The organism is Cyanobium sp. WAJ14-Wanaka, assembly GCF_024345375.1.
Lineage (GTDB): Bacteria > Cyanobacteriota > Cyanobacteriia > PCC-6307 > Cyanobiaceae > Cyanobium_A.
Genome location: NZ_JAGQAZ010000002.1, coordinates 49066 through 69482 on the forward strand (window position 1 = coordinate 49066; position 20417 = coordinate 69482).

23 protein-coding genes are annotated in these 20417 nt (G+C 61.9%); 11 read left to right on the plus strand and 12 right to left on the minus strand.

The window, feature by feature from the left end; all coding sequences use genetic code 11:
- Positions 1-4: 4 nt before the first annotated feature.
- Together tsaB and KBY49_RS07035 are read right to left on the minus strand one after the other, a co-directional pair.
- Positions 5-685, minus strand: coding sequence for a tRNA (adenosine(37)-N6)-threonylcarbamoyltransferase complex dimerization subunit type 1 TsaB (gene tsaB / locus KBY49_RS07030; RefSeq protein WP_254934108.1), 681 nt, complete (start codon positions 683-685; stop codon positions 5-7).
- A complete protein-coding gene (locus tag KBY49_RS07035) occupies positions 682-933 on the minus strand; it encodes a Ycf34 family protein (RefSeq protein ID WP_254934109.1) in 252 nt (83 codons plus the stop codon). Before KBY49_RS07035 ends, tsaB begins: the two co-directional genes overlap by 4 nt.
- Here KBY49_RS07035 and KBY49_RS07040 point away from each other — a divergent pair.
- Genes KBY49_RS07040 through KBY49_RS07050 form a run of 3 tightly spaced genes read left to right on the plus strand, consistent with a single transcriptional unit; the run spans position 926 to position 3623 of the window.
- Positions 926-2212, plus strand: a complete 1287-nt coding sequence (locus tag KBY49_RS07040) for a CCA tRNA nucleotidyltransferase (protein WP_254934110.1) — start codon at positions 926-928, stop codon at positions 2210-2212. The genes KBY49_RS07035 and KBY49_RS07040 overlap by 8 nt on opposite strands.
- A 60-nt stretch (positions 2213-2272) precedes the next feature.
- A complete protein-coding gene (locus KBY49_RS07045) occupies positions 2273-2695 on the plus strand; it encodes an RNA-binding protein (protein ID WP_254934111.1) in 423 nt (140 codons plus the stop codon).
- Positions 2696-2702: 7 nt separating this feature from the next.
- Entirely contained in the window at positions 2703-3623 is a 921-nt protein-coding gene (locus KBY49_RS07050) for an alpha/beta fold hydrolase (protein WP_254934112.1), read from the plus strand.
- Here KBY49_RS07050 and KBY49_RS07055 read toward each other — a convergent pair.
- Together KBY49_RS07055 and pds are read right to left on the minus strand one after the other, a co-directional pair.
- Positions 3595-4500 (minus strand): phytoene synthase, encoded by a 906-nt coding sequence (locus tag KBY49_RS07055; protein ID WP_254934113.1) that lies wholly within the window; start codon positions 4498-4500, stop codon positions 3595-3597. The two genes, KBY49_RS07050 and KBY49_RS07055, sit on opposite strands and share 29 nt — an antisense overlap.
- 14 nt (positions 4501-4514) lie before the next feature.
- Positions 4515-5897, minus strand: coding sequence for a 15-cis-phytoene desaturase (gene pds / locus KBY49_RS07060; protein WP_254934605.1), 1383 nt, complete (start codon positions 5895-5897; stop codon positions 4515-4517).
- A gap of 107 nt (positions 5898-6004) precedes the next feature.
- On the opposite strand from pds, the gene KBY49_RS07065 reads away from it, so the two are divergent.
- Both KBY49_RS07065 and KBY49_RS07070 read left to right on the plus strand, forming a co-directional pair.
- Positions 6005-6358 carry an NAD(P)H-quinone oxidoreductase subunit M gene (locus KBY49_RS07065; protein WP_315857011.1) on the plus strand — a complete coding sequence of 118 codons (354 nt, stop codon included), beginning with the start codon at positions 6005-6007 and terminating at the stop codon, positions 6356-6358.
- Positions 6355-6966, plus strand: coding sequence for a DUF3172 domain-containing protein (locus KBY49_RS07070; RefSeq protein ID WP_254934114.1), 612 nt, complete (start codon positions 6355-6357; stop codon positions 6964-6966). Before KBY49_RS07065 ends, KBY49_RS07070 begins: the two co-directional genes overlap by 4 nt.
- Here KBY49_RS07070 and KBY49_RS07075 read toward each other — a convergent pair.
- Entirely contained in the window at positions 6963-7928 is a 966-nt protein-coding gene (locus KBY49_RS07075; protein WP_254934115.1) for a LysR family transcriptional regulator, read from the minus strand. The genes KBY49_RS07070 and KBY49_RS07075 overlap by 4 nt on opposite strands.
- Positions 7929-8046: 118 nt before the next feature.
- Between KBY49_RS07075 and KBY49_RS07080 the strand changes: the two genes are divergently transcribed.
- From KBY49_RS07080 to KBY49_RS07100, 5 genes are all read left to right on the plus strand, one after another.
- The gene (locus tag KBY49_RS07080; RefSeq protein WP_254934607.1) at positions 8047-8748 is read left to right on the plus strand and encodes an NnrU family protein; all 702 of its coding nucleotides are present in this window, start codon (positions 8047-8049) and stop codon (positions 8746-8748) included.
- A gap of 110 nt (positions 8749-8858) precedes the next feature.
- Complete coding sequence (locus KBY49_RS07085) at positions 8859-10880, plus strand: NAD(P)H-quinone oxidoreductase subunit 5 (protein WP_254934116.1); 2022 nt, start codon at positions 8859-8861, stop codon at positions 10878-10880.
- A 123-nt stretch (positions 10881-11003) separates the two neighbouring features.
- The gene (locus tag KBY49_RS07090; RefSeq protein ID WP_254934117.1) at positions 11004-12593 is read left to right on the plus strand and encodes an NAD(P)H-quinone oxidoreductase subunit 4; all 1590 of its coding nucleotides are present in this window, start codon (positions 11004-11006) and stop codon (positions 12591-12593) included.
- A gap of 105 nt (positions 12594-12698) precedes the next feature.
- Positions 12699-13610, plus strand: coding sequence for a segregation/condensation protein A (locus tag KBY49_RS07095; protein ID WP_254934118.1), 912 nt, complete (start codon positions 12699-12701; stop codon positions 13608-13610).
- A gap of 45 nt (positions 13611-13655) precedes the next feature.
- Positions 13656-14837, plus strand: a complete 1182-nt coding sequence (locus KBY49_RS07100) for an NDP-sugar synthase (protein ID WP_254934119.1) — start codon at positions 13656-13658, stop codon at positions 14835-14837.
- Here KBY49_RS07100 and KBY49_RS07105 read toward each other — a convergent pair.
- Positions 14821-15741 (minus strand): methylenetetrahydrofolate reductase, encoded by a 921-nt coding sequence (locus KBY49_RS07105; RefSeq protein ID WP_254934120.1) that lies wholly within the window; start codon positions 15739-15741, stop codon positions 14821-14823. The two genes, KBY49_RS07100 and KBY49_RS07105, sit on opposite strands and share 17 nt — an antisense overlap.
- 111 nt (positions 15742-15852) lie before the next feature.
- Here KBY49_RS07105 and KBY49_RS07110 point away from each other — a divergent pair, with 111 nt between their 5' ends.
- Entirely contained in the window at positions 15853-16137 is a 285-nt protein-coding gene (locus KBY49_RS07110) for a LuxR C-terminal-related transcriptional regulator (protein WP_396099784.1), read from the plus strand.
- On the opposite strand, the gene KBY49_RS07115 is transcribed toward KBY49_RS07110, so the two are convergent.
- From KBY49_RS07115 to nuoH, 6 genes are read right to left on the minus strand one after another with little or no spacing between them, the layout of a single operon-like run.
- On the minus strand, positions 16128-16691 hold the full coding sequence (locus tag KBY49_RS07115) for a CYTH domain-containing protein (protein WP_254934121.1): 564 nt from the start codon (positions 16689-16691) through the stop codon (positions 16128-16130). The two genes, KBY49_RS07110 and KBY49_RS07115, sit on opposite strands and share 10 nt — an antisense overlap.
- 53 nt (positions 16692-16744) lie before the next feature.
- Positions 16745-17659, minus strand: a complete 915-nt coding sequence (locus KBY49_RS07120) for an NAD(+) kinase (RefSeq protein ID WP_254934122.1) — start codon at positions 17657-17659, stop codon at positions 16745-16747.
- Positions 17660-17680: 21 nt separating this feature from the next.
- Entirely contained in the window at positions 17681-18010 is a 330-nt protein-coding gene (nuoK, locus tag KBY49_RS07125) for an NADH-quinone oxidoreductase subunit NuoK (protein ID WP_254934123.1), read from the minus strand.
- A 23-nt stretch (positions 18011-18033) separates the two neighbouring features.
- Positions 18034-18636, minus strand: a complete 603-nt coding sequence (locus tag KBY49_RS07130) for an NADH-quinone oxidoreductase subunit J (RefSeq protein WP_254934124.1) — start codon at positions 18634-18636, stop codon at positions 18034-18036.
- A complete protein-coding gene (ndhI, locus tag KBY49_RS07135; RefSeq protein WP_254934125.1) occupies positions 18636-19211 on the minus strand; it encodes an NAD(P)H-quinone oxidoreductase subunit I in 576 nt (191 codons plus the stop codon). Before ndhI ends, KBY49_RS07130 begins: the two co-directional genes overlap by 1 nt.
- A gap of 60 nt (positions 19212-19271) precedes the next feature.
- The gene (gene nuoH / locus KBY49_RS07140; RefSeq protein ID WP_254934609.1) at positions 19272-20390 is read right to left on the minus strand and encodes an NADH-quinone oxidoreductase subunit NuoH; all 1119 of its coding nucleotides are present in this window, start codon (positions 20388-20390) and stop codon (positions 19272-19274) included.
- Positions 20391-20417: the final 27 nt, after the last annotated feature.

Below are 20417 nucleotides of genomic sequence, written 5' to 3' on the forward strand. Positions count from 1 at the left end.
GCCGTTACTGCTGGGCCACCGAAGAGGTGGGATGAACCGGAGAGGTGGGATAGATCGGCAAAACGGGTTGCCAGGGGCCGGGCCTGCCCTCGGCAGCGGCCAGGCATGCCATGTCCAACAGCTGATCCACATCCCCAGGCAGCTCGGGCTGGGCCGGCAGCTGGGGGCCTGGCGGCAGATCTAAACCACTCCCGTAAAGCCTGGCAGCCTCCAGCTCGATCACACCGCCCCAGGCGCTTACATCGGGGCCATAGCAACCGGCCACCACCCCACGCCGCGGCAGCTCCTGCACCAGCCAGGTGGGCTCCTGGATCTGCAGCCTGCGGGCTATCAACAAACCCGAGCAAACCCCGTCGAGGGGCACCCCCAGCTGCTGGGCGAGGGTGCGGGCCATCACCACCGTGAGCCGGGTGCCAGTAAAGCCCCCAGGGCCAATGGCCACCGCCAGGCGCGTAATCCGGGGCCACTGGTCGGCCGGGCAAACCTCCTCAACGGCCGTGAACAGATGGTTGGAGAGGGCTCGATCCAGGGGGAAAGCTCGGCTGAGCCTGCTAACAGCGATCGTCTCGCCCACCTGGTTCTGGCCCACCTGGCCCTGGGCCAGCCCAACTCCCAAGACGGCACTGGAGCTGTGCAGGGCCAGCACCAGGGAGCCATCGGCCTGCTCTGGGGCTACAAAACTCATGTGGGCACTGCCAACCCAGGCATCAGCCGCGCCCAGTGGCCAGGGTCGGCCTGGAAACTGCCGCAACTGCGTACATCCCACTCCACACCCACTTCTCCAGTGGGTAGGTCTTGGACCTGCACATGGATCCGGGGCTCCCTGGGAACAAAGTCTGGAGCTGGATTGAGATGGTTCACACCGTGCTGACTTTCCACAGCGTGGTAAGCCTGGCAGCGGTCGATCCAGTGGCAATCCACACAGATGCACATGCCGCCACGGGCTGATCAGCAAGTCATTCTGGCGGGCCAGGCCACCCCCAGCGACTTAGCCGCCCTGGCCGAACTGGTGCGCCAGCGCCTGGCCGCCAACCCCTGGCCCCTGCCGCCTAGCAGCTTCCCGCCGGGCAGCGCCCTGGTGGGGGGGGCCGTGCGGGATGCCCTGCTCGATCGCCTCCGCCCATGCCCCGACCTGGACCTGGTGATTGCGGCGGATGCCATTGCCCTCGCCAAATCCTTGGCGCGCCAATGGGGCGGCACCGCCGTGGTGCTGGATGGGGAGCGCTGCATTGCCCGCCTGGTGCTCAAGGGTTGGACCCTCGACCTGGCCCGCCAAGCCGGCGCCGACCTGGAGGAAGACTTGGGCCGCCGTGATTTCAGCATCAATGCGATCGCCTGTCCCCTGGGCCAGGGCACTGCCCTGGTGGATCCGACGGGCGGGCTGCAGGATCTAAACGCCGGCCAACTGGTGGCCATTAGCGAAGCCAACCTCCAAGCCGATCCCCTGCGGTTGCTGCGCGGGCTGCGCTTGGCCAGCGAACTGGACTTCTGCCTAGGTGCAGCCAGCAGCGAATGGATTGCTCGCCACGCCCCAATGCTGGGCCAGGTGGCCGGGGAGCGGGTGCTGGCGGAGCTGGAGAAGCTGGCGGCCTGCGCTAACGGTCACCGCGGCCTCCAAAGGGCCATGGAACTGGGGTTAATGGGCTGCTGGCAGGCCGATCCCGCCGGCCAAAGCCGCCTGGAGCAGCTGGGGGAAGGGGCCGCCAGCTGCCGCAATTTCAATCCGGCCGAGACAGCCGAATTCCTGCCCCTAGCCAGGTTGGCAGCCCTCTTCGCCCCCTCGGCCTTGGGGGCTCTACGCAGTAGCCGCCGTCTGCAAAAACGCTGCGGCCTCCTACGCCAGTGGCAGGCAACCTTGGCGAGCCATGGGGGCATAGAGGATCTGGTCAGCCTGGAAAACCTCGCCGAAATGGAGCGGTGGCAACTGCATCAAGAACTAGAAGCAGACCTGCCGGCCCTACTCCTGGCCCTGCCGGTGGCTGAGGCTCGGGCGGCCCTGGCCCGTTGGCACGATCCCAGCGATCCCCTATTTCACCCCCAATCCCCCATCGATGGGCGCACCCTCCAGCGGGAGCTTGGGATACCAGCGGGCAGGGAGCTCGGGAGCCTGCTGGAGCACCTCAGCCTGGAGCGGGCCTTCGCTCGCCTGCCTGGCGCCAGCCCGGAAGTGATGCTGGCCTGCCGGAAATGGTTAAACAGCCGCCGTGATTAACTCTCTGGTGAAAAGGCGCCCAGAGGGTTTTCCTCAACGTCAAACCAATTTCTTCCTTCCATGAGCATCCGCCTCTACGTCGGCAATCTGCCCCAGTCCTTTGAAGCAAAGGAGCTGGAGGCCCTGTTCACTGCCGTCGGCGAAGGGGTGCGCTTTAAGGCTGTCAACGACAGGGAAACGGGCGCCTGTCGCGGTTTTGGCTTTGCCAACGTTGACAGCCAAGCCATGGCCGATGCCGTAATCGAGCAACTCAACGGCAAGGAATTCGGCGGCAGCAGCCTGCGCATTGAGGTTTCTGAGCGCCGTGATGGCCGCGGCGGCAGCACCCCAACAGCTGGCGGCGGCGCAGCCAGCCCCGCCCGCAAGGCCGTCAACAAAGTGGTGCACGCCGACAGCGTCGACACAGAGGCTCCCGATCCCCGTTGGGCCGGCGAACTGGCCAAGCTCAAAAACCTGCTCGACAACCAAAAAGCGGCGGTTTAAGCCTCCCTTGGCCAGCTGGAATTGGCGCGGCCACAACATCAATTTCCTTAGGGCTGGTCGTAGCGATCAGCCCAATAAGGTGCTGCTCATTCACGGTTTTGGAGCTTCCATAGGCCATTGGCGCCAAAACATCCCTGCCCTTTCGGAGCAGGCCGATCTGATCGCCCTCGATTTACTTGGCTTTGGGGCCAGCGACAAACCCCGCTCCCACCTGGCGAACGAACCCGCCACAGCTGGCAGCGTCCGTTATTGCTTCGACCTTTGGGCAGAGCAAGTGGTTGATGCCGCCCAATATTTCCTTGCTGATCGCGGCCAGCTGCACCTAATAGGCAATTCAATCGGCGCCGTGGTCGCCCTGGCAGCTGCCAAGCGAATGGAGGCCCTAGGCACGGCCCCAACCCAGGTTGTGCTGATTGACTGTGCCCAAAGAACCCTCGACGACAAACGGGCAGCCCAACTCTCCGGATTCGAACAAACCACCCGCCCTTTAACCAAACAACTGGTACGCCAACGCTGGCTGATATCGCCGCTCTTCCAGTTACTAGCCCAACCTGGCTTCATTCGCCAAGTGCTGAACAAGGCCTACCCGAGTGGGGCCAACATCGACGCAGATTTAATAGAACTGCTTCATAAACCAAGTACAACCCCAGGCGCAAGCGAGAGTTTTCGAGGCTTTGTGAACCTGTTCAATGATTACTTGGCACCAGAAATTTTGGCCGAGTTCAAGACACCTGTTCGCATGCTTTGGGGAGAAAAAGACCCCTGGGAAGATGTGGTAGAAGCACAACGCTGGGCCGAGGATTTCGCCTGCATAAAAGAGTTAAGGGTGCTACCTGGTCTCGGACATTGCCCCCACGACGAGGCTCCAGAAATCGTCAATCCAATCCTCAAGGAGTGGATCAGCGCACCTGGGCCACCAAAAAACTAAACGGAAGATCCAAGAGCTTGCCAGCCTTGGGCACATAAGCTCGCTTGGTGAAAACGTCGTATTGATGCTGCTCAATCACATCAAGGATGCCGCGATATAGGCGCAACGAGGCCCACACTGGCCAACGGGCATCGGGGGCCAGCCAGCGAACTCCTGCCTCCGAACGGGCAAACCAGTCCCTGGCTCGCCCTAGCTGAAAGCGCATCAACTCACGCCAATTATCATTGAGGGTGCCGGCAAATAAATCGTCTTCGCTGTAGCCAAACCGCTCTAGGTCCTCGAGGGGAAGATAAATTCGGCCCCGTCCCCGATCCTCACCCACATCCCTGAGGATATTGGTGAGTTGGTTAGCGATACCCAGGGCCACGGCTGCATTAGAAGTGTCGGGTCGATCACTCCAGGGGGCGGTGATGTAGGCCGCGTCCAGGCCCATCACCTCCTGGGTCATCAAACCAACTGTTCCCGCAACCCGATAGCAGTAGAGCTCCAGCTCTTGGAAGGTGGCGTAGCGATGCTTCTGGAGATCCATGCGCTGGCCCTCGATCATTTCGAGGTAGGCCTGCAATGGCTGGGGAAAACGCTCAATCGTGTCGTGCATCACCAAATCGAGGCCATCGCGCACCTCCCCCGCAAATAGTTCCCGGGTGCGCTGCTCCCAGCCATCGAGCCGTCGGGCCAACTCCTCCTCGGGCAGGGCCTGGGCCTCAGGGCTGTCCATCAACTCATCGGTGCGGCGGCACCACACATAAATCGCCCAGATAGCCCGTCGTTTGACCGGCGGCATCAAGAGGGTCCCGAGATAAAAAGTCTTTGCCCACTCAGCTGTCTCGAGCCGGCATTCCTCGTAGGCCTGGTCGAGCGTGGGCAAGGGGGTCATCGGGGAGGCGGAGCTCAAGCCTCGACCGGGCTGCGGTCAATCGCCGCCGCACACTGCTTGCCGCTGAGTACGGCCCCTTCCATAGATGCGAGATAGCGCTGCATGGTGTAGCAACCCGCCAGGAAAAAGTTGTCGATGGGGGATGCCTGGTCGGGCCGCAACTGCTGGCAACCGGGCACGGTTTTGTAGACCGAAAGCGGCGTTTTTACCACAATCGACTTACGCAACTTAGCCTGATCATCACCGGTGAAATGGGTGGGGAAAAGTCGCTTTAGCTCCTCCATGGTGGCGGCCACAATCTCCTCATCGGGCCTGCCAATCCAATCCTTGGCTGGGGCAAAGACCAGCTCCAACATCGAGCGCTTGGGATCTTCATATTCACGGCAGGTATTACTCATGTCGGCATAGACACTCAATAAATCGCTGCGGCTGAAGAGCAGGTGATCAATCTCGGTGAGCTTGCGATCAAACCAGAGGTGGATGTTGATCACGGGCACCCCATTCAAGCCGTCGAGCTTTTTGAAATAGGGCAGGTCTTTCCAGGCCTCCGGGATCAACAACTTAAATGGATCCACGGGCATGGCACTCACATAGGCATCAGCCACAACGGTGCGGGGTTCCTTGCCCTTAATCCCCCCGATCCGGAAGCCGGCCACGGTTCCATCGCCATTGAGCTCGATCTCACGCAGGGGCGAATCGAGGTGCACTTCGCCGCCACGGGCTCGGATGTAGTCCACCATCGGCTCGCACAGGCGCTCGGGGGGATTGCCATCCAGGAAGGCCATCTTTGATCCATCGCCCTCCTGCAGAAAACGGTTAAGGGCAGTCAGCACCACGGTGCTGGAAATCTCCTCAGGATTGATGAAGTTGAGGGCCTTGCTCATCGCCAGGAAGACCTCATCATTCACCCGTTCTGGAATGTTGTGGATCCGCAACCACTCAGTCCAGGAGTATTGGTCGCACTCCTCGACATACCCCTGGCCCCGCAGGATCGCCGGCACCAAGCCCAGGCCGAAGGAAATTTTCTCCGGCCAGCTGAGCATGTCGTTGTTGCCCAGGATTGCGGCCAAGCCATTGAGGGGGGCCGGCAGGTCGGGGAAATCAAAACGGCTATAGGTGCCCGGGGTTTCCTTCTGGTTAAAGATCATCGAGTGGGATTTCCACTGCAGGCGGTCTTCGATATCCAGCTCATTAAAGAGCTGGCGCATGTTGCGGTAGGCACCAAAAAAGATGTGCAGACCGGTTTCGTACCAGTCGCCGTCTTCGTCCTGCCAGGCAGCCACCTTGCCTCCGAGCACATCACGGGCTTCCACCACCACGGGAGTGTGGCCGGCATCACAGAGATATTTGGCACACGAAAGGCCGGCAAGACCCGCCCCAGCGATGACGACCCGCATTCCGACTTGAAAATTCAAGGCCAACCTTAAAGGGCTCACTTCAAGGCCAGGGGCTGCTCGAGCTGCCTAAAGTGAAAAGGCTTGCTGCGTCCAGCAAATTTTCCAACGTGTCTGAAGCCGAGATCCTGCTGAAGTCGACCACCCGCCACGTGCGGATTTTCACCGCCAGCGTGGTGGACGGCAATCTCGTGCCGAAGCCTGGCGAGTTGACCATGGATCTAGACCCCGACAACGAATTTGTCTGGGATGGGCCGGTGCTGGCCAAGGTTCAGCAGCGCTTTGGCGAACTGGTGGATTCCTTCGCCGGCGCTGATTTGAGCGAATACAACCTGCGCCGCATCGGCTCAGACCTGGAGGGCTTCATCCGCCAGCTCCTACAGGCCGGGGAGCTGCGCTACAACCCCGACGCCCGGGTGCTGAATTATTCGATGGGCCTCCCCCGCAGCCCTGAAAGCCTGTGACCCGCTCCCGCTATCGCCCTGACCCCAGATATGGGGAGGAAAGCCGCGGACCCAGCAGGGGGAACCCTGGCCGGGGGCCCGGCGGTCCTGGCGGCAATGGCCCCGGAGACGGCAAGGGACCCTTTCAGTTCAATGTGGCCACCGTGGCAGTGCTGGCGGGGGTGTTGGTGGTGGGAATCGGCATTGGCACCAGCCTTTCCAGTAACACCCAGGGGGATCAGGGCAACATTGCCAGCAGCCAGCAGCTCGACATGGCCGTGGCCGACCCTGAGTTCTGCAAGCAGTGGGGAGCCAGCGCCTTCGTGATGGATGTTGAGCTCTACACAACCATGAACCCCAGCTCCAGCTTCGTCACCCAGCCGGCGCTCAAGCCCGGTTGCGTAATTCGCCGGGAGAACTGGAGTGTGCTCCAAAAAGAGGGGGCGGTAACGGCGGAGCAAATGCGTCAGTGCAAGCAGCGCATGAACACCTTCGCCTACATCGGCTCGGTCAAGGACAAGCCGATCGTGCGCTGCGTCTACCAAACCGATATCAGCGAGAACAAATTCCTCACCAAGGGCGTCGCTGACGACACCGTGGGCATAACCCCTGAAGCGGACAAGTTCTAGGGGGCTTGTCCCGCTTGGAGGGGGCGCCGTAGGGGGCTATCGGGGCTGGCAAAAACCGGCAGCACCTCCTTGCGAAAGGCGTCCGAGGCGCGGGAGCAGTAGCGGGCTGGGTGGGTGATCAATTTCAGCTGGCGCCGCACCAGCAAATCAGCCACCTGGGGGCGATGCAGGCTGCCAGCCGAGAGCTCCCGTTCAATCGAAACCACCGGTAGAAAGGCAGCCCCCAGCTCCGATTGCACCGCATTTTTGATCGCCTCAAAGGAGTTGAGCTCCATCTCGATCTTGAGGCGCGCCACATCCAGACCCGAGCGGGCCAGCAGCTGGTCGACCATTTTTCGGGTGGTCGACTGGGAGTCGAGGCAGACAAACCCCAGCCGGTAGAGGTCGTCCTTGGTGAGTTCAGGCAACCGAGCCAGGGGGTGTTTAGTCGGCAGCACCAGGGCCAATTCATCGCTGGCGTAGGGCACCACCTGCAGCAACTCGCCCAGTTCGGTGGGCAATTCGCCGCCGATGATCGCCAAATCGATTTGGCCATTGGCCACGCTCCAGCCGGTGCGACGGGTGCTGTGCACCTGCAATTGCACAGCCACATCTGGATATTTCTGGCGAAACAGGCCGATCATCCGGGGCATCAAATAGGTGCCCGTGGTTTGGCTTGCCCCCACCACCAGGGATCCGCCCTTGAGGTTGTGAAGGTCGTCGAGGGCCCGGCAGGCCTCCTGACACTGGCTCAAGATCCGGTCGCAGTAGCTCAGCAGCAGGTGGCCCGCTTCCGTGAGCTGGGCCTTGCGGCCACCGCGATCAAAGAGCGAAACACTGAGCTGCTTCTCCAGGTTTTGGATTTGCAGACTCACCGCCGGCTGGGTGACATAAAGGCTGTCGGCCGCCTTTTTAAAGCTGCCCTCACTGGCAATAGCCCGCAGGATGCGGAGCTGGTCGAGGGTGAAAGGCAGATCTGCCATGGTCGCCATGCAGAACAAAACTCTAGGGGGGGCCGCCGGCAGCGAGAATCCGCAACTTCACAACTCCCCATCAGCCCCCGAGGCCCAACCCGTGAGCCCACACCACAGCAGCCTGGTGATGCTGGCCCTTCTGCTGGCCTTTGCTGTTTTGCACAGCGGCGGCGCATCGCTGCGGGCGTGGGGGGTGGAACGCATTGGCGAGCGGGCCTGGCGGGTGCTGTTTGCGGCCCTGAGCATCCCCTCAGCGGTGGTGGTGATTGGATATTTCCTGGCCCACCGCTACGACGGAACCCGCCTCTGGAACCTGCAGGAGCAGGCCTGGATCATTCCAGTGGTGTGGGTTGGCACCGCGATCAGCTTCCTGTTTCTCTATCCAGCCACCTACAACCTGCTGGAAATACCGGCGGTACTCAAGCCCCAGGTGCGCCTCTATGCCACCGGAATCATTCGCATCAGTCGCCATCCCCAGGCGGTGGGCCAGGTGCTCTGGTGCGCCACCCACCTGCTCTGGATAGGCAGCAGCTTCATGGTGGTCACCTGCTTTGGCTTGATTGCCCACCACCTATTTGCCATCTGGAATGGGGATCGGCGCCTGGCCAACCGTTTTGGCGCTGCCTTTGAGGAGCTCAAAGCCCACACCTCGGTGATCCCCTTTAGGGCCGTGCTCGATGGGCGCCAGCAGCTGGTTCTAGGCGAATTTCTGAGGCCGGCCCAGCTGGGCATTGCCATTGCCGTTGGCGTTTTCTGGTGGGCCCATCGCTGGATCGGCGCAGGCGCCACCACCTTTTCCCGCACGGGCCTGGGCCATCTGCTCGGCTAACTGGCTGAGCCAGCTGGCTCCAGGGCCGAACCGATGGGGAGCTCCCCACCAAGCGTGGAATCCCCCAACGAGCTGCCTAAACTCATTACAACAACAGGCCGCGCCGCAGCATGCCCTCAGCCGCTGAAATCGCCTGGTTAATACCCGTGTTGCCCCTGGCGGGGGCCTGCCTTGTGGGGCTGGGGCTGATCAGCTTCAACCGCACGATCAACCGACTGCGAAAACCCGTCGCGCTGCTGCTGATTAGCTGCGTGGGCGCCTCCGGCGTTTTGAGCTATGCAGTGCTGGCCGAACAACTGGCCGGCGCAGCCATGACGGAGGTGCTCTTCCCCTGGGCCACCGCCGGCACCTTCAGCCTGGAAATGGGGTTCCGGGTAGACGCATTGGGAGCCGTGATGCTGGCCCTGGTGACCACCATCGCCGTGCTGGTGATGATCTATTCAGATGGCTACATGGCCCACGACAAGGGTTATGTGCGCTTTTTCACCTACTTGGCCCTATTCAGCAGCTCGATGCTGGGCCTGATCATCAGCCCAAACCTGCTGGAGATCTACGTTTTCTGGGAGCTGGTGGGCATGTGCTCCTACTTGCTCGTGGGTTTTTGGTACGACCGCGATGGCGCCGCCAATGCGGCCCAGAAGGCCTTTGTTGTCAACAGGGTCGGCGACTTTGGGCTGCTGCTGGGAATCCTGGGGCTGTTTTGGGCCACGGGCAGCTTTGGTTTTGAGGAAATTGGCGTGCGCCTGCAGGAGGCAATAGCAGGGGGCAGCGTCAGCAATGGGGTGGCAATCCTGCTCTGCCTGCTGGTTTTCATGGGGCCCATGGCCAAGTCGGCCCAGTTCCCCCTTCACGTTTGGCTGCCCGATGCGATGGAGGGCCCCACACCTATCTCGGCCCTAATCCACGCAGCCACGATGGTGGCGGCCGGGGTGTTTTTGGTGGCCCGGCTCCAGCCGATCTACGTGCCCTTTGAGGCGGTGCAAACCGTGATTGCCGTGGTGGGCACCATCACCCTCTTCTTGGGGGCCTCAATCGCCCTCACCCAGATGGATCTCAAGAAGGGCCTCGCCTACAGCACCGTTTCCCAACTGGGCTACATGATGCTGGCCATGGGCTGCGGCGCGCCGGTGGCCGGGATGTTCCACCTGGTTACCCACGCCTTTTTCAAGGCGATGCTCTTCCTCTGCTCAGGCTCGGTGATCCACGCCATGGAAGAGGTGGTGGGCCATGAACCCGTGCTGGCCCAGGACATGCGCCTGATGGGTGGCCTGCGCAAATACATGCCCATAACCAGCGCCACCTTCCTGATCGGCTGCCTGGCCATCAGTGGCATCCCCCCCCTGGCGGGTTTTTGGAGCAAGGACGAGATCCTTGGCCAGGCCTTTGGCCATTTCCCCGTGCTCTGGGCAGCTGGCTTCATCACGGCTGGAATGACAGCTTTTTACATGTTCAGGCTGTACTTCCTCACCTTTGAGGGCAGCTTCCGGGGCGGAGACCAAACCATTCAGGCCCAACTGCTCTCAGCCGCCGGCAAGGGCCAGGGCGATGACGCCGCAGAAGCCCATGGCGGCAGCCACCACCATGCCGATCACCCCCATGAATCCGGCTGGCAGATGGCCATGCCCCTGGCCGTTTTGGCGGTGCCCTCGGCCCTGATCGGCCTGCTGGGGACCCCCTGGAACAGCCGCTTTGCCCGCCTGCTCAACCCCGAGGAAGCGGCCCACATGGCCTCCCACTTCAGCTGGGCCGAATTTCTACCCCTAGCTGGGGCCTCGGTGGGGGTTTCCCTGCTGGGCATCAGCATCGCCGTGCTCGCCTACGCCCTCCACAAGATCGACCTCGGCACAGCCGTGGCCGGCCGTTTTCCCACAATCAATGCCTTCTTTGCCAACAAGTGGTACCTCGATCAAATCAACGACAAGTTGTTTGTGCAGGGCAGCCGCAAGTTGGCCAAACAGGTGCTTGAGGTGGATTCAAAGGTGGTGGATGGGGTGGTCAACCTCACCGGCCTGGTGACCCTGGGCAGTGGTGAGGGCCTGAAGTATTTCGAAACCGGCCGGGCCCAGTTCTATGCCCTGATCGTGTTTGGCGGGGTGGTGGCCCTAGTGGTGCTGTTCGGTTCGCTGGGCTGATCCCGTCCCTAGGGCCGGGCAGATCGGCTCCATCAGCGCCATTGCTCTGTGTGACATCCCCGACCCGGGCGGGGTTGGGCTGGACAGGATTTCTACACTCCAGCCATTGGTGAGGTTTGGTTCGTGCCGTTCCCCTGGCTGAGCGCTTCGATCCTGTTTCCGATCGCCGCAGCCCTAGTTATTCCTTTCTTCCCCGACGAGGGGGAAGGCAAGCAGGTCCGCTGGTATGCCCTGGCGGTGGCCCTGATCACCTTCCTGCTGACGGTGGGTGGCTACCTGACTGGCTACGACCCGAGCGACCCCGGCCTGCAATTGGTGGAGCGGGTGCAGTGGCTGCCCAGCATCGGCCTGTCCTGGTCGGTGGCGGCGGATGGGATCTCGATGCCCCTGATCCTGCTCACCAGCTTCATCACGGCCTTGGCGGTGCTGGCGGCATGGCCTGTCACCTTCAAGCCCAAGCTGTTTTTCTTCCTGCTCCTGGCCATGGATGGCGGCCAGATCGCCGTCTTTGCAGTCCAGGACATGCTGCTGTTCTTCCTGGCCTGGGAACTGGAGCTGCTGCCGGTCTACCTCCTAATTGCGATCTGGGGGGGCAAAAAACGCCAATACGCAGCCACCAAGTTCATCATCTACACAGCGGGCAGCTCGCTTTTCATCCTCCTGGCGGGCCTGGCCATGGCCTTCTACGGCGGCGGCATCCCCACCTTTGAGTACAGCGAGCTGATGGCCAAGGGCTTCCCGCCCAGCTTCCAGTTGCTCTGTTACGCCGGCCTGCTGATTGCGTTTGGGGTGAAGCTGCCAATTGTGCCGCTGCACACCTGGCTGCCCGATGCCCATGGCGAGGCCACGGCCCCGGTGCACATGCTGCTGGCGGGCATCCTGCTGAAGATGGGCGGCTACGCCCTGCTGCGCTTCAACTGCCAAATACTCCCCGATGCCCACGCCCAATTCGCGCCCCTGCTGGTGGTGTTGGGGGTGGTGAACATCATCTATGCGGCCCTCACCTCCTTTGCCCAGCGCAATCTCAAGCGCAAAATCGCCTACAGCTCCATCAGCCACATGGGTTTTGTGCTGATTGGAATCGGCAGTTTCAGCGCCCTCGGCAGCAGTGGGGCGATGTTGCAGATGATCAGCCACGGACTGATCGGGGCAAGTCTGTTTTTCCTGGTGGGGGCCACCTACGACCGCACCCACACCCTGCAACTCGACGAGATGGGTGGCGTGGGCCAAAACATGCGCAAAATGTTTGCCCTCTGGACCATCTGCTCCCTGGCATCGCTTGCCCTGCCTGGCATGAGCGGCTTTGTGTCCGAACTGATGATCTTTGTGGGCTTCGCCACCGACGACGCCTACAGCCTGGCCTTCCGGATCGTGGTTGACGGCCTGGCCGCAATCGGGGTGATCCTGACGCCGATCTACCTGCTTTCGATGCTGCGGGAGATCTTCTACGGCAAGGAAAACGTTGAACTGGCCTCCCACACCCAGTTGGTGGATGCGGAACCCAGGGAGATCTACATCGTGGGTTGCCTGCTGGTGCCGATCATTGGCATTGGCCTCTATCCGCGGCTAATGACGGACACCTACCGGGCCTCCATGGAAGCCCTCGTGGCCCGAGATGAAAGTGCCATGAAGATGCTCAATTCAAGGGGGCCTGCCCCGATCGGCTCCGGCCTGATCCGCCAGGCGCCCCTCTCCGCACCTTCCCTGGGCTAGGCCACCACTCCAAGCCGCCACAGCTGGTGGCGAATGAAGCTGCTGGCCGGAACCGGCCGATACCGGTAGCGTGGAAATACAAATTCCCTGGGGAAACAGCAGCAAGTGGCAGAGGGGGGCGCCAGGCTGGCCATCCGGCTGCTGCAGGACGCGGCGGAACGGGGCGATCTCGACCCTTGGGATGTCGATGTAATTGCCGTGATCGACGGCTTTTTAGACCAATTGCGCCAGCGCATTGAGGTGCCGCGCCTGGTGGCAGCCTTGCGCCAGGGGCGAGGCGGCAGCTACGAACAGGACCTGGCCGAGAGCAGTGAAGCCTTTTTGGCCGCCTCCGTGCTCGTGGGCCTGAAGGCCGAGGTGTTGGAGGCTGCCACCTTCCCGCCGGCACCGATCGAAACCGACTTTGGCTTCGATTTTGACGACGACGGCCAGGGCTGGCTGATGAATCCTGGCCTGGCATTGCCCCGCAGGCCGGAACGCCATCTCTGGCGCCGGCCCGTGGCCCCACCGCCCCTACAGCGGCCCGTAACCCTCGGGGAACTGATCCGCCAACTCGAGGAAATTGCCGAACGGCTCGAAGACGACGAGGGCAAGGCCCGCAATCGCCATCGCCCCAAGCGCTATAGCGAGCGGGCCGCGATTGAGCAGGTGGCCGCCCTGGCCCACCGCGAAAAGCTGCCGGAAACCACGGCCGCCCTCAGCCAATTTCTGCTGCAGTGGCCCGAGGCCCTTGATTGGACAGGCTTTGACCAACTCGTGCACTCCTGGGCCCAGTGCGTTGAAAGCAAAGGGGCCGCCGCCGACCTCGACGCCGATCGGGTTGGGGTCTTTTGGGCCCTGCTGTTTCTGTGTCATCAGGGCAAGGTGGAGCTGCAGCAGGAGGGAGGACTGTTTGGTGCATTGAGCCTGAAACGGCTGCTAAACGAGGGCGAAAGCGTCCAGCTGCCGCTGGTGAAGGCCGTTGCATCGCCCCAGGGACCAGCTGCCATGCCGACCCATGCAGCGCTGGCTGCCTAGGCCGTTCACTAGGCTTACTTGTCCGTCAGAAATGAGCAAACGCCAATGAAGGCGATGATCTTGGCGGCAGGCAAGGGAACACGGGTGAGGCCGATCACCCACACCATTCCCAAGCCGATGATCCCCATCCTCCAGAAACCCGTGATGGAGTTTCTGCTGGAGCTGCTGCGGGAGCATGGTTTCACCGAGATCATGGTCAACGTTTCGCACCTGGCTGAGGAGATCGAGAACTACTTCCGCGACGGCCAAAGATTTGGCGTTGAAATTGCCTACAGCTTTGAAGGCCGCATTGAAGACGGCGAGCTGATTGGTGATGCGATGGGTTCGGCCGGTGGCCTGAAAAAGATCCAAACCTTCCAGCACTTCTTCGACGACACCTTTGTGGTGCTCTGCGGCGATGCCCTGGTCGACCTCGACCTCAGCGAAGCGGTGCGGCGCCATAAGGCCAAGGGTGCCCTGGCCAGCCTGATCACCAAACGGGTCCCCCGCGACCAGGTGAGCAGCTACGGCGTAGTGGTGACCGATGACGACGGCAGGGTGCGCTCCTTCCAGGAGAAGCCGGCCATCGAGGAGGCCGCCAGCGACATGATCAACACCGGCATCTACATCTTTGAGCCCGAAGTGTTGGACTTCGTGCCCACGGGCCAGCCATTTGACATCGGCTCCGACCTGTTCCCCAAACTGGTGGAATCCGGGGCAGCCTTCTATGCCCTACCGATGGAATTCGAGTGGGTGGATATCGGCAAGGTGCCCGATTACTGGCAGGCGATTCGCAGCGTGCTGCAGGGTCAGGTGCGCCAGGTACAGATCCCCGGCAAGGAGGTGCGACCAGGCGTCTATGCCGGCCTAAACGTGGCCGCCGACTGGGACAACATCACGGTGAAGGGCCCAATCTATGTGGGCGGGATGAGCAGAATTGAGAACGGAGCCACGATCATTGGCCCGGCAATGATTGGCCCCAACTGCCACATCTGTGAAGGCGCCACGATCGACAACTCGATCATCTTCGACTACTCCCGCATCGGTGCGGGGGTGCGCTTGGTGGAAAAACTGGTGTTTGGCCGTTACTGCGTTGACCGCAACGGCGACCACTTCGACCTGCAGGAAGCTGCCCTCGATTGGCTGATCACCGACGTGCGCCGCCTGGATGTGGTTTCCCCCTCACCGCAGCAAAAGGCCATGGCCGAACTGCTCGGCACCGACCTGGCCCTTACGGGCTCGAACTAAGTGCTGGCACTGGGATTGGGGGTACTTCTGGCCTAAGGCCGGCCATTTCCAGGATCCTGGGGATCTTTTCCTCGGCCTTGATCGCCATCAGGTGCACCCCCTGGGCGCTCTCCAGGTAACGGGCCACCTGGTCGGCGGCGATCGCCAGACCCTCTTCCGCGGGGTTGCTTGCCATGGCCAGACGATCAACCACCGATTGGGGAATGTTGGCGCCGGGCACAACGCGGTTGATAAAGGCCGCATTTTTGGCCGACTTCAACAGAAAAACCCCCGCCAATACGGGCAGCCCCAGGGGCTCTGCGATCTCTTTCACAAAGCGTTCTAGGGCGGCCCCATCCGTAACCATCTGGGTTTGGATGAAGCGGGCACCGGCCTGCTGCTTGCGGGCCATTCGGCTCTTGAGGCCACTCCAGCTCGGCGACTGGGGATCGGCAGCGGCTCCGGCAAACAGGGCCGTCGGGCCGTCGGGAAGGCTGCCCTGCACCGGATCCATGCCGGCGTTGAGCTGGGCCACCAACTGCAGCAAACGCACCGATTCCAATTCATTGACCGGGCGGGCCCCCGGTTGATCGCCAGCCCTAACGGGATCGCCCGTCAGACAGAGCACATTGCGCAGGCCCAGGGCATGGGCCCCGAGCAAATCGGCCTGGAGGGCAATGCGATTGCGGTCGCGGCAGGCCAGCTGCAAAACGGGCTCAATGCCCGCATCCAGCAACAGGCGACACACCGCCCAGCTGGCCATCCTCATCACGGCGCGGCTGCCGTCGGTGACGTTGACCGCATGCACCCAGCCCCGCAGGGCCTGGGCCGCCGCCAGGGTGCGGCCTGGGTCGCCGCCCCGGGGGGGGGTTACCTCAGCGGTGATGACCAGCTGACCGCTGGCCAGGGCCTGTTGGAGCAGCAAGCCAAACCCTAAAGAGCAACTCCCATAATGGGCTAGGAAGCTGCCTACAGTAGTTACAGGCCTACGGGTTTAGGGATGGATAGCGATCGCGAATATGGCGCCAATTCGAGCATTGCTTCTAGCCCTGCTTCGAACCCTGCCGTCATCCCTGTTTCCAGTCCAGAGGGTGCTGTTTCCCAGCGAGAGATTGAGATCATTGAGCTGGTGGCCCAGGGCCTGACCAACCAGGAAATCGCCCAATCCCTAACGATTAGCAAGCGCACCGTGGATAACCACGTGAGCAATATCTTCACCAAAACCGGAGCCAAAAACCGGGTGGCCCTGCTCAATTGGGCCATGGACAACGGCAAGATTTGCCGCGATGGCTTTAATTGCTGCGCCCTAGATCAGACCTGACCTGCTGTCGGCCAATCGGCCAGGCCAGCCAATAGGGCCTGGCGCTGCAGCTCCGGCCAGTCGGCCAGGGGACGGTGGGCCAGGGCCGCGTTGCTCAAGCTGGAGTGGCCGGTTAGCTCCAGATGGCACCAACTGGGCACCAGCAACGACTGCTCGGCATGTTCCAACTCCACCTCAGCAACCACCAGGGGGGCATTGCTGCCCTCAAATACATCCAGCACCCAATCCCCACCAGCCAGGCTGAGGCCGTGGCGCCTCTTGCTGAGCTGGCTGGGGGCGATCGCCAGCAGGTCTTGGGCGTCTGCCAAGGGAATGTCGTACTCAAACTCCTGGCGCACCAGGCCGCCATCGGAAGCGGCCGTCTTGAGGGTTAGCCAGGCCTGTTGGCCAGCCTCAGCTTTCGCAGTTGCGGTAGACGTGGCGGTGCGCACCCGCAGCGTGAGGCCCTCGGGCCCGCTCACCAGATAGCCCTGCTGGAGATGGGCCTGCCAGGCGATTAGCTCCCGCCACTCCTCGCCCCGCACCAAAAAACGCCGCTCAATTTCCAGGGCCATCGCGATCAGTGCTCTTGGGGCTCAGTCTTGTTTGGGGTCAGTCTTATTGGGGCTCAGTTATGGGAGGGCTCCACGGCCGTGAGGCTGCCGGCCCAATGGAGCTTGTGGGTGAGGGTGCGGTAATAGGAGGGGCTCTGTTCGAGAACCACCAGCAGGGCTGGATGGGAGCTGCGCTGCACCACCGCCCGATCACCGGCATCGAGCACGGTGGCATGGGCCCCATCCTTCCAGAGCTTGACCCGGCGGCTGGCTTCCCCAAGGGGAAACACCGAAAGCTGGGCGCGGGCCGGCACCACCACCGCCCGACTCGAGAGGCTCATCGGACAAATCGGATTGACCACAATCGCCTCGATGCCGGGGTGCAAGATCGGCCCCCCCGCCGCCATGGCGTAGCCCGTTGAACCCGTGGGAGTTGCCAGGATCAAACCATCGCCGCGGTATTGGTCGACCACCTCTCCATCAATCTCCAGCTCCAGCATGCAGGTGGGTGAGACCTCATCGAGGGAGGGGCGGAAATAAAAATCATTGAGGGCCAGGTGCACCTCCTCTGAGCTGCCATCGGGCCTTTCAATATGGGCCTGCAACATCATCCGACGCTCCAGGGCGTAGCGCTCGTCGCGGAGGCGTTGCCAGAGGCAATCGGCCTCACCGGAGAGTTGCAACAGGCGCCGCTCATGGGTCAGAAAACCCAGGTGCCCGCCCACGTTGAAGCAAAGGATCGGCACCCCCAGGGGAGCCAAGTGGCGGGCGGCCCCAAGCACCGTGCCATCTCCACCGAGCACCAGGGCCAGATCCGGCAGGGAGGGCTCCGTGGCCAGCAAACCGGGGAAGGGATTGGAGGTGAGGCCGCTCTGGGCCATCACCACCTGGGTACCGAGGGAGCGCAGGTCTTCTGCGCAGCGCTTGGCCTGGCGCTGCGCAGCCTGGCTGCCGGAGCGCGTGATCAACCAAACCCGCTCAAGCTGCATGGTGCTGGAAGTGTGGCTGGCTCACCAGCGCAACAGGTTGAAGCGCTCCATGTCCACCGTTTCCCGGTTGCGATACAGGGAGAGCAGGATCGCCAGGCCAACCGCCGCTTCTGCTGCCGCCACCGTGATCACAAAAATCGCGAACACCTGGCCCCGGATCAGCTGGCCATCCATGTAATCGGAGAAGGCCATCAAATTGATATTCACCGCATTCAGCATCAACTCAATGCTCATCAGCACCCGCACGGCATTGCGGCTGTTGATCAAACCCCACACCCCAGTACAGAACAAAATCGCAGCCACCACCAGGTAGGCCTGCAGGGGAATGCCGTTGGAGAAGCTTGCGTCCATCAGAGGGGAGGGGGTAAGGAAGGTTAAACCGAAGATTTATCGACCAGCAAGGGCGTGCGGGACTTTTCCAAAAGACCCTGATCCGCAGGCTCACCAGTGATCACATCACTGCTGCTGACATCGCGGCGGGCCAACACAATTGCACCGATCATCGCCATTAGCAGCAGTACGGAAGCCAATTCAAATGGCAACAGGTAGTCGCTGAAAAGATGCTCGCCAATCCTGATCGTGGCGTCTTCCCCCACCGGAATTGGGCCGGGCAGGTTCCAGGCGGTGGTGAAGGCAACCCGGATCAGGAGCACCAGCAAGCCACCACAGACAGCCCCGGATAAAACGCGGCGCAGGGCCAGGCCAGGGATGGCCTCGAGGGTTTCCTTTTTATTAACGAGCATGATCGCAAAGAGGATCAGCACGTTCACGGCGCCCACGTATACGAGCACCTGGGCTGCCGCCACAAAGCTGGCGTTAAGCATCAGGTAGAGGCCAGCTACGGACAGGAAAACACCGCCCAAAAGGAAGGCTGAGTAGACGATGTTGGGCAGCAGCACCACTCCAAGGGCGCCAATTACGAGGGCGGCCGAGAGCAGCACAAAACAAATCAGCTGGGTGGTGATGGCAATAGTCATCAGGGTTTCACTTCAGCTGCGGGCAGGCTGCCGGCCCGTGGGGCCGTATCCGGCACTCCATGGGGGTCCATTTCGCCCTTGGGCAGATAGGCCAGTTCCCGCAGGGCAAAGACCGCGGGATCACTGGTGACGCTGGTGGGTAGACGGCCCAGGGCAACGTTGTCGAAATTGAGGCTGTGGCGATCAAAGGTGGCCAGCTCGTATTCCTCCGTCATCGAAAGGCAATTGGTGGGGCAGTACTCCACGCAGTTGCCACAGAAAATGCATACCCCGAAATCGATCGAGTAGTTGCGCAGTTCCTTTTTCTTGGTCGCCTTATTCATCACCCAATCCACCACCGGCAGATTGATCGGGCAGACCCGCACACACACCTCGCAGGCGATGCACTTGTCGAATTCGTAGTGGATCCGGCCCCGGTAGCGCTCCGAAGGGATCAGCTTTTCGTAGGGGTACTGGACCGTGATCGGCCTGCGGCGCAGGTGGTCAAAGGTGACCGATAGCCCCTGGGCTAGGTACTGGCTTGCCCCAACCGCATCGCGGGTGTAGTCGCCGACTTTCTTGAGGAACCCGAACATGGAATGGGGGGGAAAGGGCGGGGGGAACCAAAGCTCCCCCCATGATGACTGGCTAGGGCCTTACCCGCCGAAAACTGCCGGGAAGGCAAGCTTGAGGGCGGCGGTTACGAGCAAATTGGCCAGGGCAATGGGCAGCAGAAACTTCCAGCCCAGGTCGAGTAGCTGGTCGATCCGCACCCGGGGCACGGTCCAGCGCAGCAGGATCGCGAAAAAGACCAGAAGGTAGGCCTTCAGCACGGTCATAACAATGCCAACGGAGGCCGTAATCACCTGCACCACTGGGGCATCCAGGGGCTGACCCAGCCAGCCGGCCAGCCACTCCACTGGGATGGGGAATCCCCAACCACCCAGGTAAAGCACCGAGACCAGCAGTGCCGAAAGCACCAGGTTGATGTAGCTGCCCAGGTAGAAGAGGGCAAACTTCATGCCCGAATACTCGGTCTGGTAGCCGGCCACCAGCTCCTCTTCCGCCTCTGGCAGGTCGAAGGGCAGGCGCTCGCACTCGGCCAGGGCACAGATCCAGAAGATCACAAAGCCCACCGGCTGGCGCCAGATGTTCCAGCTGAGGATGCCGGCTCCGTTCTGCTGATCAACGATCGCAACGGTGCTGAGGGAGTTGCTCATCATCACCACCGCCAGCACCGCCAGGGCCAGGGGTATTTCGTAGCTAATCGACTGGGCCGCAGCCCGCAATCCCCCCAGCAGGGAATATTTGTTGTTGGAGGCGTAGCCACTCATCAACAGGCCAATGGGCTGGATGCTGCTGAGGGAAACCCAGAGGAAGATCCCCACGCCCACATTGCTGATCAGCATGTGCTGACCAAAGGGCACCACCAACCAGCTCAAGATCACCGGCACAAGCACCAGGATTGGCCCGAGGGTGAACAGCAAGCCGTCCGCCCTGGCTGGGATTACATCCTCCTTAAACAACAGCTTCAGGCCATCGGCCATGGGCTGAAGAATGCCTAGGGCGCCCGCATATTCAGGCCCGATGCGCTGCTGCACGGCGGCGGAGATCTTGCGCTCCAGCCAGACGTTCACCAGCACGCCGACCACGGCGGACACCAACACCAACAGCATTGGTAGGGGCAACCACAGCAGGTGTGCCGCGCCTGGGCTGAGGCCCAAGCCGGATAGGGCCTGCTCAAAGCTGGCCTGCAAATCAAGGCCCCCTTGCACCACGCCAGGGGCGAGAGCCGGGTTGCT

What these genes read in the sequence shown, in the direction of transcription:
- tsaB (WP_254934108.1), bottom strand. Translation starts at nt 685, where the DNA reads ATGAGTTTTGTAGCCCCAGAGCAGGCCGATGGCTCCCTGGTGCTGGCC.
- KBY49_RS07040 (WP_254934110.1), top strand. Translation starts at nt 926, where the DNA reads ATGCACATGCCGCCACGGGCTGATCAGCAAGTCATTCTGGCGGGCCAG.
- KBY49_RS07035 (WP_254934109.1), bottom strand. Translation starts at nt 933, where the DNA reads ATGTGCATCTGTGTGGATTGCCACTGGATCGACCGCTGCCAGGCTTAC.
- KBY49_RS07045 (WP_254934111.1), top strand. Translation starts at nt 2,273, where the DNA reads ATGAGCATCCGCCTCTACGTCGGCAATCTGCCCCAGTCCTTTGAAGCA.
- KBY49_RS07055 (WP_254934113.1), bottom strand. Translation starts at nt 4,500, where the DNA reads ATGACCCCCTTGCCCACGCTCGACCAGGCCTACGAGGAATGCCGGCTC.
- pds (WP_254934605.1), bottom strand. Translation starts at nt 5,897, where the DNA reads ATGCGGGTCGTCATCGCTGGGGCGGGTCTTGCCGGCCTTTCGTGTGCC.
- KBY49_RS07075 (WP_254934115.1), bottom strand. Translation starts at nt 7,928, where the DNA reads ATGGCAGATCTGCCTTTCACCCTCGACCAGCTCCGCATCCTGCGGGCT.
- KBY49_RS07080 (WP_254934607.1), top strand. Translation starts at nt 8,047, where the DNA reads ATGCTGGCCCTTCTGCTGGCCTTTGCTGTTTTGCACAGCGGCGGCGCA.
- KBY49_RS07085 (WP_254934116.1), top strand. Translation starts at nt 8,859, where the DNA reads ATGCCCTCAGCCGCTGAAATCGCCTGGTTAATACCCGTGTTGCCCCTG.
- KBY49_RS07100 (WP_254934119.1), top strand. Translation starts at nt 13,656, where the DNA reads ATGAAGGCGATGATCTTGGCGGCAGGCAAGGGAACACGGGTGAGGCCG.
- KBY49_RS07115 (WP_254934121.1), bottom strand. Translation starts at nt 16,691, where the DNA reads ATGGCCCTGGAAATTGAGCGGCGTTTTTTGGTGCGGGGCGAGGAGTGG.
- KBY49_RS07120 (WP_254934122.1), bottom strand. Translation starts at nt 17,659, where the DNA reads ATGCAGCTTGAGCGGGTTTGGTTGATCACGCGCTCCGGCAGCCAGGCT.
- nuoK (WP_254934123.1), bottom strand. Translation starts at nt 18,010, where the DNA reads ATGGACGCAAGCTTCTCCAACGGCATTCCCCTGCAGGCCTACCTGGTG.
- KBY49_RS07130 (WP_254934124.1), bottom strand. Translation starts at nt 18,636, where the DNA reads ATGACTATTGCCATCACCACCCAGCTGATTTGTTTTGTGCTGCTCTCG.
- ndhI (WP_254934125.1), bottom strand. Translation starts at nt 19,211, where the DNA reads ATGTTCGGGTTCCTCAAGAAAGTCGGCGACTACACCCGCGATGCGGTT.